Raw genomic sequence first — 14,386 nt, 5'->3', positions numbered from 1 at the left:
GCATAGTTGAGCGAATGCCCATGTAGGTTCAATAAAGACGCAGTTAGGCTACTGGTATTTACCAGGGGTATTAGGTAAAATACTTGACCGTGTGTTGAAAAATTGAGGAATTGATAAACTATGGCAGCAGATGATCGCTTGAATGGTGCTCGTAACGTCGGAGTGCTAAACGGCAAGAAAACTTTTAGGGGATCAGTTGGGTTACGAGACAAGAACGACTTTTATGCGCTGAATATCAATCGACGCAGCAGCTTCAACCTATTGTTAGGCAGTCTTCAGAATGACGTTGATGTATCTCTGATTCAGAACGGTAAAGCGATAGCCAGCTCAAACCGCAGGAAGAATCGATCCGAAAAGATTGACGCCACTCTAGAACCTGGAACCTACTACGTTCGGGTCTATCCAAAGCGAGGCGGCAGCAAATACCAGTTGAGCCTCAACGCAACCCCGCTCTCCCAGCCAGGTTTGCCCAATCAGCCAGCCCTGACTGATGCTTTCTACAACAACGTCTTCCTCTCTGGAACCTCGGCTGCCTATAACTGCGGGCTAAACAACGATCCGACGAGCTGTATCGATTATCAGAACGTCAGCTCTGTCCTGTCCAATGGATGTTCTCAGGGAAGTCAAACTGCCTGCTCGCTTCTACTGGAGCTGATAAATATTGAAGGCACCGCTAGACTCATCGGCATGATCGACTCCTTCTGATTCTCCCCATTCCTTGAAACGCTTCTATCAAACCTCGTAAACCATGACCCCGACCCATACCCTTATTCCGGCTGAAGTTCGGTAACGCTGCCGCGACGGATTGCTGACTGGATCCACAGCCGGTCTAGCCCTCGGCTCTGTGCAGACCAATCTCGTGATTTTGCCCACCGCCTGGGCCTTTGAATTTCTGCTGTTCTGCCAGCGCAACTCCAAAGCCTGCCCCGTGCTGGATGTTACTGATGCAAAATCTTTCTTGAAAAAAATCTTAAAGTGTGCTTTCTAGACTTGATCGAGGCAGAACTCTGGCTAGAATTGGGAAGGAAGACTCGATCTTGAGCCTTTGATTTGGCTGAAATTAGCTGAATCAGCATCAAATTGATCGTCAGTTTGATGCTTGTTAATCGCTTGTTAACCTAGTTATTGGCAATTTGGTTGCTGCTAATCCTGTTGTGGGAGGACATCAAACCTATGACCGACTTGAATCGAGGAATCATGGAATTTAAGGGGGCAGACAGCCTACCCGTCGTAGCGCTCTCCGGCATTTTGATCCTGGGCGCAATTGCATTCTTGATTGTGTGGGCGTTGCAATCGGCCTATGCAGTCGGTTGAGCTGCTTAATCGTTGCTAAATCAATTAAGCCAATCAATTAAATCGTTAAACTGTGGAGGGCAGCCTGATCTAATCACGCTGTCCTTTTGTTTTTCAGGCTGTTGTGGAACATCCTGCCCTTGCAACATACTACAGTCATGCTACAATACGTGAATCCTAGTCTTCATGACTGAATTATGATGATTAATCAGATCTCTACTCAAGCAATGCCGCTCCAGGCTGCCGCTATCCGGACTCATTAACTTTGTTGGATCGCCTGCCCTGAGGGCAAGATTTCGGTTCTCAAATTTAGATTTTTCAGATTCGTTTCAGATGCCGCTCCTTGCTTAGCAAATCGCCTAGGCAAGTTAGTTTTGTTGCGCTCACCTCCCAAGCTGTCTGATTCGGGTTTTTCCCTGCTCGATTGCAACCAATTTGATGCAGCCCAAACGCGCTAATCACAAGCGCTAACGTTTTGCGCTGCCTACCCTCTAGCCTGAGTTGAACACCCAAGCTCAGGCATTTCGTAATCTCGGTATCGCAAATCCGCGGGTGCTGCGTGCAACTTCGCGGCAGGACGTGTTTCAGGCTAACGCAGATGGATTGCTCGACGGCATAACCGGCGTTTTTATGACCGGTGGCGATCAAATGAGGCTTGTTTCCTTGCTGGGTGGTACCGAATTCGCGGCAAAGTTGCGGAAGATGGTACGTGAAACACCGATCGTCCTTGCCGGCACGAGCGCCGGTGCGGCCGGCATGAGTACCTCAATGATCGTGCGCGGAGAGTCAACGTCGCATCCTCATAAAGGTGCGGTGCAGCTTTCTCCTGGTCTCGGATTCTTGAAAAATATCATCATCGACCAGCACTTTACGGAACGCGGCCGCATTAGCCGTCTGATAACGGCAGTATCTTACAATCCCTATAATCTCGGCATCGGCATTGACGAGAATACGGCAATAATCCTTGACGGCAAGGGTGTACTTGAAGTAATTGGCAGAGGCTCCGTAACCATCGTTGACGGTTCGTGTATAACGTATAACGAGATCGCTGAGGTCGCTGAGCATGAATCATTCAGTATTTGCGGCGTTCAAATGCACATCCTGCGCGATGGACTGATATACGACTATCTTAAGAGGCATCCGCTACAGCCGCCGCAGGAGTTTCTGCTCCCTGATCTTGGCTGAGGAGTAACAAAATATAACGACGCAATAACGAGAATGACCGCGGTTTAGATCCAATATGGATCGAGACAAAAGACACATTCTCTTGGCGGGTTTACCGTTTGAGACCTTTAGGTTGCAGAAAAGTATGGAAATCCTGGAAATTCGCACACTTCGCGGGCCGAATTATTGGAGTGGCTATTGGAAAAAGCTGATCATAATGCGTCTGGACATAGGCGATTTTGAAGAGCGGCCATCAGATAAGATCGAAGGTTTTTATGGGCGAATGAATGAAGTTCTTCCGACGCTCCTTAAACACGGTTGTAGTTACGGCGAAGAGGGCGGATTCTTGCGGCGCGTTCAGGAAGGGACTTGGGCAGGCCACATCATAGAGCATTTTGCGCTCGAGCTTCAGACGCTTGCCGGCATGGACACTGGCTATGGCAGGACTCGTGAGACGGGCGAGCGGGGTATCTATAATGTCGTCTTCAGTTATCACGAAGAAGAGGTAGGCCGGTATGCGGCAAAAGCCTCGGTGCGACTATTCCTTGAACTTGCCGGCGATCGGCCGATCGAGGAAGTAAAAGCGGACGTGTTCGCCGACATTCAGAAAATGCGCGAGATTCGCGAAGATGTCCGATTCGGTCCATCCACGGGATCTATTGTTGAAGAGGCGGTAAATCGCGGGATCCCCTACATCCGACTTAATGACCAGTCGCTCGTGCAGTTGGGATACGGTGTGTATCAAAAACGGATCCAAGCGACAACGACCGCGAATACTAATATGATCGCGGTCGATATCGCCGGGAATAAGCACGCAACAAAAACTCTGCTTGGCGATATGGGAGTTCCGGTACCGAAGGGATACCGCATCCGAAATGAAGAGGAATTGGAAGAAACGGTCGAGCGGGTTGGTTTTCCACTCGTGATAAAGCCACTTGACGGGAATCACGGCAAAGGGGCCACTGTCGGAATAAAGTCCATCGATGAAGCCAAGATCGCTTGGGAAAAAGCGAAAGAATATTCCCGTTGGATCATTGTTGAAAAACAGCTTGTAGGGTCGGATTTTCGGGCGCTCGTTGTAAACAACCGATTGATCGCAGTCGCAGAGCGTGTGCCTGCACATGTTGTTGGCGATGGTGAACATACGATCGAACAGCTCATCGAAATTACGAATTCCGATCCGCGTCGCGGTTACGGCCATGAGAACGTGTTGACTGAGATCGATATTGATAATCAGACACTACGCTGTATCCGCAAGGCCGGCTATGAACTTTCAAGTGTACTCCCAAAAGATGAACGATTGTTTCTAAAGACCACTGCAAATATATCGACCGGCGGAACGGCGATCGACGTTACCGACGAGGTTCATCCGGAGAATGTGTTCTTGTTTGAACGTATTGCCCGTATTATCGGGCTGGATGTCGCGGGTATTGACGTTATCGCTCCAAATGTAAGCGAGCCGCTGCACGAAAATGGCGGAGGTATCATAGAGGTTAACGCAGCACCCGGGTTTCGGATGCACCTTGCGCCGAGTGAGGGCATTGGCCGAAACGTTGCTGAGCATGTTATCGATATGCTGTTTCCGCCGGGTGCGAAGTCACGGGTACCGATCTTTGCGATCACGGGAACCAACGGCAAAACAACCACGACCCGGCTTATCGCTCACATTCTGAAGGGAACGGGCCGTACGGTTGGCTTCACGACTACGGACGGCACTTATATTCAGAACCAGCAGATAGTTCGCGGCGACAATACCGGGCCTGTCTCAGCTCAGTTGGTGCTGAAAGATCCAACGGTAGATGTCGCCGTGCTATACGGCACCTCCCCTTACCAAGGGGAGGTTGGGAGGGGTCTGATAATAAGCCGCTTCACAAAAAATTGGTATAAGGGGTGAATTTAGCAGGTTCACCCTATTTTTTCGGCTTTGGGTTTTCGGCTTTGGGCTGCCCATGTCCACTGCCATGCCTGCTCTTCAACCCCACTGTCATCTCTTGATCTCAACCATAGTTCCAAGCCCATATCCCCCGTTCCCAACGAAAGGCAGCGGCATTAATCAAGCTATCATTGTTGCACTGTTCTGTTGCACTGTTCTGTTGCACTGTTCTAAAGCTATTCCTGCGTGCAAACATAGCGGATGACATTAGCAGCACTGCTATCTGTCATGGGTTGAGTAAGAGGGCCATTATTGCCATAATCAACTCGCTCAATCACTTGCCGATTCTGATCAAATATCACTAAGCGGCGGGTGCGTTCTACCCCAGAAGTGCAATCTGCCGAGCGATAAATCATTACTCCATAAACGGGTTGTTCTACTTCAAAGTCTAGAAACGCATTGTTGGCCTGTTTGAACTCTCGATATTCCCAATAGCGAACGATGTTTTCGGATCGCTGAATCGAATTCTGATCCACTAAAAATCGATCTCCTACCGCATTCACGGTCACCTCAACCCATGCTTCAGCGGCCTTTACGTCAGAACTCCATCCAGCTGTAACAGCCATCGTGGTCATCACCATCAGGTGCAGCCCCTGCTTGATCCATCCCTTCATCGCGTTATTGCGTTCCTGCTTGACCAGGCTGATTATGGTAGCGTTCCACATTTTGAATAGCTCGTTGAGCATAGGTGTCATTCGGACGTTCATCTAAGGCCCGTTGAAAGTGTAATAGTGCGGCTTCGTAATCCTTCTGCTCCACAGCAGCATACCCAGCTTGCATATACCGATCGTAAGGGGTACTTTGGGGTTGATTCGAAGCCGGTGGAGCTGAATTTGGTGGAGTGGCTGCCGCAGGGGTTCCAGACTGTTGCCGGTAGAAGCTGAGCACTTTTTGAGTATAGGCCGCTGTCTCACCGCTATTGTAGCGGGATGGATCACCCGTCATCCACCAAGCGGCAGCACGGCGGACCGCAGTTGCCTCATCATTGCCACTGTTGCGATACTCTTGTTGCAAAACATCCCGCATCACACAAACCAGAATGGTGCGTGCAGTCGTTAAATCGGCCTCAAATTCCTGAGGAGAGAGCGATCTGCCAATACAAGCCTCGGACCAGCGTGGAATGTTTGGCGCTTGAATCTGCCAGTCGCTGTATAGCCCATCATTGGGGTTACCGGTCTGTGGAGCCGCTTCGCGCAATGCTTCCACCAGTGAGCGCACCTGTTGATCAGATTGCGCCTGAGCAGGTAGGATGCCTGAGCTAACGCCGATTGCTATTGCAATAATTGTTCCTTCAATCCATCGTTTGATTCGTAATCGCATGATTGAAATCTGGCAACTTTCGGGCAACAACTACAGCAATTCTATGCGAAAAGTAACCAATTTGTTTTACCTCTCTTGACAGGTTTTTCGACAAAACGGATATCAAATGCCGTTCACTCAACCATACTTACAGTAATCAACCAGAATAGTAACTAACTGGAAGGAGCATATCACTCCCGTTAACAGCAACACGCAAGCACCAACCTCACCAATTTCCTATTTAATTAAGTAGAGGTCATTCAAGTAGAAGACATTGCAAAGATTGGACTCCAGGGAGAGAATCGTTCGCGAAGCGTCTCCGCATGGAGAAACTCTCGCATGTCGGTTTTGCGGACCGATGTCTTTCCATTTGGCGACCTGGAGATTATAGCGTTTATATTACTTTTATACTACAAATGCACGACAAAGCATCAAGAGGGTACTACACCTTTTGGGGCGGAGGGGAGAGCGATTGCAAAGAAAAAATTGGATCGCCCTCTCCTGCTAGGTTTGCCCCCTCACGCTAGGGAGGAAATGTGAGCCGCGCTGATCTGCCACAGCCTGTAGATCAAGAATTCAGTTCGGTCACTCACTAGGGTCAGAAACATGCCTTCATGAGCGTCTCTGTCTTCGGCAATCCAGCTTCCAGTCAGACTGACTTCTACAAACTCGCGATCGACAGGCAGCAGAGTGACGGTTGAGCTAAGCTCCCGTTGTAATGCTGTTTCCAGCACTTTTAGTTCACGAAGATCAGCAGGCAGCAGAAAGCAAGCACAACCCGGTTCGACATGGAACGATTGCCCCAATCGCATGGCCAAAACAACCCGCTGGGCGATGAGCAGTTCGGGCGTTGTCAGAGTGCGTTCCATGTACAGCCCAACTTCGGTGTAGTTCAGCTTCAACATTGATCTTGTCTCCTTTCAGGTTTATGTCAGGTGTCAACAGGCGGCTGTTCTTTCCAGAACTGTTCGGCAAAAGCAATGGCTGGGTGAATCGGCGCTTTCGGTTTCGTTCTCAGCATCATTCCCGTTTCATGTAAGAGTCTGAACTAGCTCCCAACTCAGTTTCTCCCGACTCTACCGACCCTAAATCCGATTCTGACCCATCCGCAGTCATTCTCCACTCCTCTATCCGTTTTATCCCGTTTTATCCCGTCACGACCTCATCCTCCACTGCATCCCAAATTCGCTTCAGCAAATCGTAAAAAGGCGTCCAATTATCATCCTGAGTAATCGGTTCCCAAATCGCTTCAATTTCGGGTCGAATGATCACCGTCAGCGGATTATGTTGCCGCAGGCGTCGCGCAATTGTATCCAGTTCCGATTCCGGTAAGCTGTTGAGCAACTGATAATAAAACTGCCGCCACGATTCAAACTGAGGCATCACGGCGTCCGCTTTAAGGGTAGGAAAATCGGCTTGGGCCAAAATCTGAGTGGCATCCTCGCGCCATGAGCGGTCGAACTGTTGCCGCAGGGTGACAAAAAACTCGTGATAGCCAATTTTGATTTGCCAGAGAAGCTGGAGAGTCCGCTTCAGCAATTCATCGCCTACATCCTCTGGAACGTGATCGATACCCAACTCAAAGCCCAACTTGCGCAGCATCCACTGGCGGTAGATCGTGTGATAGTGAGCGTCAAACTGGGTTAGGGACTGCTCCATCGCGAACGGATCGATTACGGCCTTTAGGGGCGCTTGCAGCATTTGCAGATTCCAGAGACAGGCGGCGGGTTGGTTGGCGTAGCAGTAGCGGCCAGAATAGTCGAAGTAGGCAGCCGTGAACTGAGGGTCGAATTCATTAATAAAGGCATAGGGGCCATAGTCAAAGCTTTCGCCAGTAATCGACATATTGTCAGTATTTAGGACGGCGTGACAAAAGCCCACCGCCATCCACTGCGCCGTCAGGTCGGCCACTCGCTGCACTAGTTCGGTATAGAAGCGCAGGTAGGCATCCTCCTGCTGCCAGAGATGGGGATAGTAGATCTGAATCACGTGATCCAGCAGTTTCTGGATCAAATCCTGGCGGCCTAGGTAATGCAACCGCTCAAAGGTGCCAAAGCGAATGTGGGAACGGGAAAAGCGCACCATTACAGACGAGCGCGTCGGAGACGGTTCATCGCCACGCCAGAGCTGTTCGCCGGTTTCGATTAAGCTAAAGCAGCGCGATGTCCGCACGCCCAACCGATGCAGCATTTCTGCCGCCAGCACCTCCCGCACGCCGCCCTTGAGGGTGAGCCGCCCGTCCGCGTTGCGCGAGTAGGGAGTCCGGCCCGATCCTTTGGTACCAAAGTCATAGAGTTCGCCATCGCTACCCCGCACCTGCCCGTAAAGGAAGCCACGTCCGTCGCCCAAGTAGGGGTTATATTCGCCAAACTGATAGCCGTGATAGCGCATGGCAAGCAGGGGCTGCCGGTCGCGAAACAGGCCAAGCGCTTCAATAAAGTCAGCATCGCTCACAGACTGAGGGTCGAGTCCCAGCAGCGGCAAAATCTGGTCATTACGAAACCGCAAAATCTGGCGCGGAAATTCAGCCGCCGTGACGATATCGTAATAGTCTTCGCCCAGATTCTGGAAAGCTGGTTCGAAAGTGAGCGACAGCAGCGGATTGGCAGCGGAACGGTCAGAAACTTCGGAAAACATTGGGGTGGCTAGGCAGATTGCTGTAAAACAGGTGAATCCGGTGGGGGCGGATTGCCTTTTTAAGTCTAGCGTTTCAGTCCAATCTCCCATGAAAAAAGGGAGAGCCATTTGCAAACTCTCCCAACCATCAGGGTGCATCTACATAACACATTATGACATTACAGTGCTGGGGGGCGTCACCCCCTCTTCAAGCTTCTATAAGAAAGTTTTTTATAAGAGTGAAGGAATGGTGGTTTTGGTTATAGTTCAGTAGCGTTCTAGCAGCAATTGCACTTCTGCATCTAGCGTCATTCCTTGCATCGCGGTCCACTCGGCTTGACGAACGGCGAGGAAGGCTTGAGCTAGCTCAGGTTGGAACGCGGTGAGCAGAACCGCATCCTGCTTCAGGGGTTCGATCGCTTCTCCTAGATTGACCGGCAACCGTTCGATGCGCCGCTGCTGTCGTTCTGAGTCTGGCAGATTTCCCGGATCGATGGCAACCGGATCGCCGGGGTCGAGCTGGCGGCGAATTCCATCTAATCCAGCGGCAATTACGGCACTCAGCGCCAGGTAGGGATTGGCAGAGGCGTCGATGGTTTTTAGCTCGATGTGGGTGGGTCTGGGCAACTGGGGATTGGTGGGCACCCGCAGGGCCGCTTCTCGGTTGTCGATGCCCCAACAGCGAAAGGCTCCACTCCAAAAGTGCGGCTGCAAGCGACGGTAGGAATTGGGACTCGGCGTCGTGATCGCCATTAGGGCCGGTAAGTGGTGCAAAATTCCGGCCGCAAACGAACGAGCCAGCGGCGATAGGTCTCCGGCAGCAGTGGGCAGCAGATTCTCGCCATTGCGCCAGAGGCTGAGGTGCAAATGACAGCCATTGCCAGCCTTGATGGCGGAGTGGTTACGCAGAGGACTGCAAATCCTTGCACGCCGGTTCGATTCCGGCTCGGGCCTCCACTTCTGATCGCGCCCGGCGCACCCGGGACGAACAGCGAGTGCCGCTTTAGCTCAGTTGGTAGAGCACATCATTCGTAATGATGGGGTCACAGGTTCGAGTCCTGTAAGCGGCACCAGTTTTCAGCCCGGAAATCCGATACGATAGCCAGGAACGTGGCTCAGGCTTGCTTCGCGTTCGAAATGGGGCTGAACTATGTCAATTAGGAATAGGCAAATATCTGTAGCCACAAAAAATTCTAAACCGCTTCCGGCTGCCGCTCGACTTGGCCACGAGCACTAATCAATCTCGATCTCAGAAAATCAGGCAGAGCGAAGAGCCAACCAAATCCCAGTTTTTTCAAGAATGTGTGCAGTAGCAAACAAAAGGCTATCAGAGCAAGATTCCCGGCAAGAGAAAACGCCAAAGCCCATCCTGTTTCTAGTGATATTACATCTTCACTAAATGTACGGATGCATATCAAAATTATCACATGCATGACATAAATCGGAAGAGTATTACGTCCAACGTAGCGTATAAAATCGACACCCGGAACCCTATCAAGATTTCTGGATATTTGCAGCAGGAGCACGATGCCGACGAAAGTCGGAGGCAACCATATGCCGGGCAAATTGCGATCTAGCAAAACAAGCGGGATCAAAAATATCCCATACAAGATGGCAACAGCAAATACACTTCGCCAGCCCCCCCCCGGATCACCAGCCCTTAAAAACAAGCTTGGAAAATAGATACCAGCGAGAAAATAAGGGAGAGTTCTGATCATTTCCGAGAGAGCAGAGCCTATAAAAACATCTGAAAAGCATGAAAATATCAATGCAATCGCAATAGCAATTCTCGGGTAATTTCGAAATATCTTTGCAATTATGAAAAATAGCACCAGCCCATACAAAAACCATGTTGATGTCTGAGGGAAAATTGCTTCCAAAGCGATGCGTTCGAAAAATCGAAGAGTATTCTCGCTGCTGAAATTTTCAAAAAGTAGATACAAAATAGAAACACATATAATCGACCATATCAAGTAGGTCCAGTAAAGAAGAAAAATTCTCTTCTCTGCGGCCACTTTGATGGGTTTAATTAGCGCACGACTAGCCAAGTATCCAGAAATAAAGAAAAATGTCGGCATCCTGGCAGGGCGGGCAAGGCTGGTTAAGTTATCGCTCACCTTTTTGGCAAGCTCAGGCACATTCAGGTGAGTGAAATACACTTCATCAAAGTGCATCATCACGACGAGAGTGATGCAAATCCCGCGAGCAAGATCGATCCAGCTTTGACGCTCAACAGCGTGCCCCGACTCCCTAGAGAGATTCTGCCCCTGCGACCCCATAGAACAGCACTTAGGGCTTACTACCTTACATCGGCAAGAAGTTTGTCCATTATAGGGCGATACGCCTCGAAGAGCACCATCTGCCCGCTGGGAGGGTTGGCCTTGCTACCGTCAGTAGGGTGAACGCCGTCGGTCTTGTAGAGCACGCGATTGAAAGGAGCGTCGTCGGGACCCATTTGCGGGTCATTGGCAAAATCAACAACCCCATCAACCCAGTCTACTTTGCGTATGATTTCGGCGACTTCCTTCCTCATCGCATTGTATCTTGCATCATGAGCACTGCCAGTTTGACGAGGGAGTATCGTGCATATCACAACCTTAGCGCCGGTGCGGCGTATTTGCTCAACATACGATTGCAACCGCGAAGCGAAAGCGTCGGCGCTGCTATAGCTCGTTAAATCATTGGCGCCGATATACACCGAAACTAGGTCAGGCTTTGCGACGAGCACGACGTCTATCCGGTCGATCAGATTGTTTAGGCCACTTCCCCCGACCGCCAATCCGTGAAATTCTATGGCACTACCCTTGTAATCCCGGTACATGCCAGTGTGGTTTCCGCCATACGCAAAAGCCGAGCTGCTACCTTCGGTAACGACCACGATCTTTCCGTCGCCTCCGGGCGGTGTTCCCTGGCTTGGCGTAGGGGACGCGCTTGGACTGGGGCTTGGGCTCGGCGTGGCGCTCGGTGTCGGCGTAGGACTTGGTGTCGAACTTGGACCTTGTGCCGTGCCACTGCCAACACCGGTCGTTCCACCGCTCTCGCCGCCACATGCGGCCAAGCTCACGGTCGCGAGTAGGATAAATAGGCTACGCATAAGGGCGCGTTAGTTGTTCGAGCTTAATTTCAAGTTACTTGCCAATGATCTGCGCCCGGCACCATTCACGCCCCCGCGCTTTCCCTTACCACCGCCTCGCCCGCCTCGCGCTGGCGGCGCAGTTCGGCCTTTAGCCGGGCCGGGTCGCCCGCGAACACGAAGCCGAAGCTCACGCCGCCTTCCTTGCCGATCGTCGCATGGTGGAGCTTGTGCGCCTGGACCAGCCGCTTGGCATAGCCCCGCTTGGGCACCCAGCTTGGGTTAACACGGTTTCAATTTCACCCAACTCTACCCGAAAGCCACGAATCTTGATTTGGTGATCAGTCCGACCCAAAAACTCTAGATTTCCATCGGCGCGATAACGAGCGCGATCGCCGGTTTTATAAAGTTTTGAAGGTTGTACGCCCTTCTGGCTGGCTCCGCCAACACGTAGTATCTCCGTAGCAGAAGGGTTGAGGGTTGAGGGTTGGGCTGCTAACTGAGCACTCAAAGCTGAATCCTCAAAACGAATGAACCGTTCCTCAGTTAGCTCTGGACGATTCAAATATCCCTGAGCTAATCCCTCACCTGCCAAATATATTTCACCGCTAACATTGACTGGGACTGGATTTAGTCGCTCATCGAGCAGATAAACTTGTGTGTTGGCAATAGCTTGACCAATCGGAATAGTTGTAGCGTTCTCTGAAATGTTTTCTACTTCATACCAGGTGGAAAAGGTTGTGTTTTCAGTCGGTCCGTAGACGTGAATTAGATGTTGGGGTTTACCTTGTTGCAGCACTGATCGCACACACTCAACGTTCACCATTTCACCGCCAAACAGCAAATATCGCAGGGATTGGAAGGCGGTAGGAATCTGGCTGACGGTTTGATTGAATAGGGCCGTGGTGAGAAACAGAATGCTAATTTGCCGCTGTTGCAACTCGATTGCTAAATTAGCGGGGGATAGGGTAATCTCGCGCTCCAGGCCAATCAATTGGGCACCATTCAGTAAGGCTCCCCAGACTTCAAATGTAGCGGCATCAAAGGCGAGGTTGGCAACCTGGGCTATCCGATTGCTGGGTTGGATTTGCACATAATCAGTTGCACACACCAGGCGGTTAACAGCTCGATGCGGCACCATTACGCCTTTAGGAGTTCCAGTTGAGCCAGAGGTGTACATCACATAGGCGAGCTGGTCGGCTGTGCAGGGAAGTGACAAATTCTCAGTCGGCTCCTGAGCAATGGCATACCATTCTTGCTCCAAACAAACCAGGATCGTTTCGGGGGTTTGCAGGATCTCAGCCCAATTAGGCTGGGTGAGCACCACAGTAATTCCGGCATCCTTCAGCATAAACTGCAGCCGTTCCAGAGGATAGCTAGGGTCCAGCGGCACATAGGCTCCTCCTGCTTTCAGGACTGCCAGCATAGCCGCAATTGCCTCTCCACTGCGTTCCAAACAGATTCCTACTCGCGTATCAGTATCAACTTCTAAGCGTCGTAGATAGCGTGCTAACTGATTACTACCTTGATTCAGCGCTTCGTAACTAAATTGTTGATTACCAAATTGAATTGCAATTGCAGTTGGATTTTGTTGCACCTGAAACTCAAACTGCTGATGAATACCAACTGTAGGATAGGGAGATTGATTGCTATGCCAACGCTGTATCAACGCTTGTTGTTCTGTCAGCGTTAATAGAGACAGGGTCGAGAGAGGTGTATCTGGGTTCGTTACAATATTTTCTAACAAAGTTTGGAAATGGTTACACAGTGATGTGATAGTAGCTGCATCAAATAAATTGGTGTTATAGACGATCACACCCCGTAACCCATCGGTACGTCGCCATCCTTTGCCCCATAGGTTGCGAAAGTTATCTGCACATTTCCAGAGGTATAGTTCCAGATCAAACCGCGCCGTTTTGGTCTCTAATTCCACCGGACTGAGCACTAAACCGGGTAACACGAGTTGCTCCATTGGTGTGTTTTGTAGCGCAAACACGACTTGAAACAGGGGATTTTGCGTCAGATTCCGCACGGGTTGCAGCTCTTCGACCAGCTTCTCAAACGGCAAATCCTGATGGGCATAGGCAGCCAATGTGACTTGTCGCACTCGCTCTAATAGCTCACGAAAGCTGGGATTACCGGCCAGATCAGTCCGCAATACCAGGCTGTTTACCAAAAAGCCAATCAAGCCTTCGAGTTCGCTGCGCTGGCGATTGGCAATCGGGGAGCCAATCACAATATCAGTTTGTCCAGTATAGCGATGCAGCAGCGTCTGAAAGGCAGCTAGCAGAGTCATGAACAAGGTCACTCCAGCCTCTTGGCTTAGCTCCTCCAGGGCATCCAGTAACCGCTGGGGCAATTCTAGCAATTGGCTCGCCCCCCGATGCTCCTGCTTCTGCCCTAGCGAACAAGGCTCTGACGAACAAGTTTGAGCACCAGGTAAATTTAGCACCGGCAAATCCTGCAACTGCTGCTTCCAATAGCTGATCTGAGCATTGAGTGCTTCTCCTTGCAACCATTGCCGCTGCCAGTGAGCAAAATCAGCGTATTGAATTGGCAGTTCCGGTAAAGTAATAGGCTTGCCTTCTACCAAAGCCCCATACAGTTCGCCGAACTCCCGAATCAGTACCCCACTGGACCACTCGTCAAAAATAATGTGATGCAGAGCCAGTAGCAATAGATGTTCCGTATCCTGCAATTGCCACAATCGAACTCGCAGCAGCGGACCTTGGTTGAGGAGAGTGACGGCTGATCAAATCACCGCCATGATTCACAAGGTTGCGGCAGCACACCCCCAAGCGATCGTCACTTTCTGCACTAATCTGCGAGCCGCGCCGTTGGTGAACGAGCTAGAGCAAGCGTTAGATATCCCGATTTACGACACGATTTCGGCAGTGGTTTGGAAATCACTGCAGATGGCAGGCGTTGATCCAATTGGCGTAAAAGGCTGGGGGCGATTATTCACTGATGTCTATTAATAGATCAATGTTTATATACTTCAAATAATT

The 14,386-nt window shown here is 50.7% G+C and carries 12 protein-coding genes, 3 tRNA genes and 1 pseudogene; 7 read left to right on the top strand and 9 right to left on the bottom strand.

What is annotated here, in order from left to right; genetic code table 11:
• Positions 1-120 precede the first annotated feature (120 nt).
• The 4 genes from JVX88_RS20035 to cphA all read left to right on the top strand — a co-directional run bounded on the left by JVX88_RS20035 (position 121) and on the right by cphA (position 4,351).
• The gene (locus JVX88_RS20035; RefSeq protein ID WP_211619912.1) at positions 121-705 is read left to right on the top strand and encodes a pre-peptidase C-terminal domain-containing protein; all 585 of its coding nucleotides are present in this window, start codon (positions 121-123) and stop codon (positions 703-705) included.
• Between the two features lie 468 nt (positions 706-1,173).
• Positions 1,174-1,314 carry a hypothetical protein gene (locus JVX88_RS20030; protein WP_036007137.1) on the top strand — a complete coding sequence of 47 codons (141 nt, stop codon included), beginning with the start codon at positions 1,174-1,176 and terminating at the stop codon, positions 1,312-1,314.
• 480 nt (positions 1,315-1,794) lie between these two features.
• Entirely contained in the window at positions 1,795-2,478 is a 684-nt protein-coding gene (locus tag JVX88_RS20025) for a cyanophycinase (protein ID WP_211619911.1), read from the top strand.
• Between the two features lie 124 nt (positions 2,479-2,602).
• Positions 2,603-4,351 (top strand): cyanophycin synthetase, encoded by a 1,749-nt coding sequence (gene cphA, locus JVX88_RS20020; protein WP_211619910.1) that lies wholly within the window; start codon positions 2,603-2,605, stop codon positions 4,349-4,351.
• Between the two features lie 215 nt (positions 4,352-4,566).
• Here cphA and JVX88_RS20015 read toward each other — a convergent pair whose 3' ends face one another.
• The 6 genes from JVX88_RS20015 to JVX88_RS19990 all read right to left on the bottom strand — a co-directional run bounded on the left by JVX88_RS20015 (position 4,567) and on the right by JVX88_RS19990 (position 9,196).
• The gene (locus JVX88_RS20015) at positions 4,567-5,004 is read right to left on the bottom strand and encodes a surface-adhesin E family protein (RefSeq protein ID WP_211619909.1); all 438 of its coding nucleotides are present in this window, start codon (positions 5,002-5,004) and stop codon (positions 4,567-4,569) included.
• Positions 5,005-5,008: 4 nt separating this feature from the next.
• Positions 5,009-5,710 carry a hypothetical protein gene (locus JVX88_RS40830; RefSeq protein WP_211619908.1) on the bottom strand — a complete coding sequence of 234 codons (702 nt, stop codon included), beginning with the start codon at positions 5,708-5,710 and terminating at the stop codon, positions 5,009-5,011.
• Between the two features lie 263 nt (positions 5,711-5,973).
• Positions 5,974-6,073 (bottom strand) — tRNA-Cys (locus JVX88_RS20005).
• 134 nt (positions 6,074-6,207) lie between these two features.
• Complete coding sequence (locus JVX88_RS20000) at positions 6,208-6,594, bottom strand: alr0857 family protein (RefSeq protein ID WP_211619907.1); 387 nt, start codon at positions 6,592-6,594, stop codon at positions 6,208-6,210.
• 241 nt (positions 6,595-6,835) lie between these two features.
• The gene (locus tag JVX88_RS19995; protein ID WP_211619906.1) at positions 6,836-8,326 is read right to left on the bottom strand and encodes a protein adenylyltransferase SelO; all 1,491 of its coding nucleotides are present in this window, start codon (positions 8,324-8,326) and stop codon (positions 6,836-6,838) included.
• 246 nt (positions 8,327-8,572) lie between these two features.
• Complete coding sequence (locus JVX88_RS19990) at positions 8,573-9,196, bottom strand: glutamine synthetase (protein WP_263975611.1); 624 nt, start codon at positions 9,194-9,196, stop codon at positions 8,573-8,575.
• On the opposite strand from JVX88_RS19990, the gene JVX88_RS19985 reads away from it, so the two are divergent.
• Together JVX88_RS19985 and JVX88_RS19980 are read left to right on the top strand one after the other, a co-directional pair.
• A tRNA-Cys gene (locus tag JVX88_RS19985) sits at positions 9,195-9,262 on the top strand. The genes JVX88_RS19990 and JVX88_RS19985 overlap by 2 nt on opposite strands.
• Positions 9,263-9,302: 40 nt before the next feature.
• A tRNA-Thr gene (locus JVX88_RS19980) sits at positions 9,303-9,378 on the top strand.
• 120 nt (positions 9,379-9,498) lie between these two features.
• Here JVX88_RS19980 and JVX88_RS19975 read toward each other — a convergent pair.
• The 3 genes and pseudogenes from JVX88_RS19975 to JVX88_RS44245 form a co-directional block, all read right to left on the bottom strand.
• A complete protein-coding gene (locus tag JVX88_RS19975; RefSeq protein ID WP_211619905.1) occupies positions 9,499-10,584 on the bottom strand; it encodes an acyltransferase family protein in 1,086 nt (361 codons plus the stop codon).
• A 20-nt stretch (positions 10,585-10,604) separates the two neighbouring features.
• The gene (locus JVX88_RS19970; RefSeq protein WP_211619904.1) at positions 10,605-11,399 is read right to left on the bottom strand and encodes an SGNH/GDSL hydrolase family protein; all 795 of its coding nucleotides are present in this window, start codon (positions 11,397-11,399) and stop codon (positions 10,605-10,607) included.
• Between the two features lie 169 nt (positions 11,400-11,568).
• Positions 11,569-14,103, bottom strand: a pseudogene (locus tag JVX88_RS44245) (non-ribosomal peptide synthetase); the annotation flags it as partial.
• 16 nt (positions 14,104-14,119) lie between these two features.
• Between JVX88_RS44245 and JVX88_RS19960 the strand changes: the two are divergent.
• Positions 14,120-14,356 carry a hypothetical protein gene (locus JVX88_RS19960; RefSeq protein WP_211619902.1) on the top strand — a complete coding sequence of 79 codons (237 nt, stop codon included), beginning with the start codon at positions 14,120-14,122 and terminating at the stop codon, positions 14,354-14,356.
• The last annotated feature ends 30 nt before the right edge of the window (positions 14,357-14,386 follow it).

The sequence above is a fragment of the Leptolyngbya sp. 7M genome, assembly GCF_018128485.1.
The sequence above is the reverse complement of the archived record's forward strand: the minus strand, read 5'-3'. Positions and strand labels throughout refer to the sequence as shown.

Bases quoted from the DNA above. Each gene is read 5' to 3' on its own strand.
- JVX88_RS19975 (WP_211619905.1), bottom strand. From the start codon at position 10,584: ATGGGGTCGCAGGGGCAGAATCTCTCTAGGGAGTCGGGGCACGCTGTT.
- JVX88_RS19970 (WP_211619904.1), bottom strand. From the start codon at position 11,399: ATGCGTAGCCTATTTATCCTACTCGCGACCGTGAGCTTGGCCGCATGT.
- JVX88_RS20030 (WP_036007137.1), top strand. From the start codon at position 1,174: ATGACCGACTTGAATCGAGGAATCATGGAATTTAAGGGGGCAGACAGC.
- JVX88_RS20000 (WP_211619907.1), bottom strand. From the start codon at position 6,594: ATGTTGAAGCTGAACTACACCGAAGTTGGGCTGTACATGGAACGCACT.
- JVX88_RS20015 (WP_211619909.1), bottom strand. From the start codon at position 5,004: ATGAAGGGATGGATCAAGCAGGGGCTGCACCTGATGGTGATGACCACG.
- JVX88_RS19995 (WP_211619906.1), bottom strand. From the start codon at position 8,326: ATGTTTTCCGAAGTTTCTGACCGTTCCGCTGCCAATCCGCTGCTGTCG.
- cphA (WP_211619910.1), top strand. From the start codon at position 2,603: ATGGAAATCCTGGAAATTCGCACACTTCGCGGGCCGAATTATTGGAGT.
- JVX88_RS40830 (WP_211619908.1), bottom strand. From the start codon at position 5,710: ATGCGATTACGAATCAAACGATGGATTGAAGGAACAATTATTGCAATA.
- JVX88_RS20035 (WP_211619912.1), top strand. From the start codon at position 121: ATGGCAGCAGATGATCGCTTGAATGGTGCTCGTAACGTCGGAGTGCTA.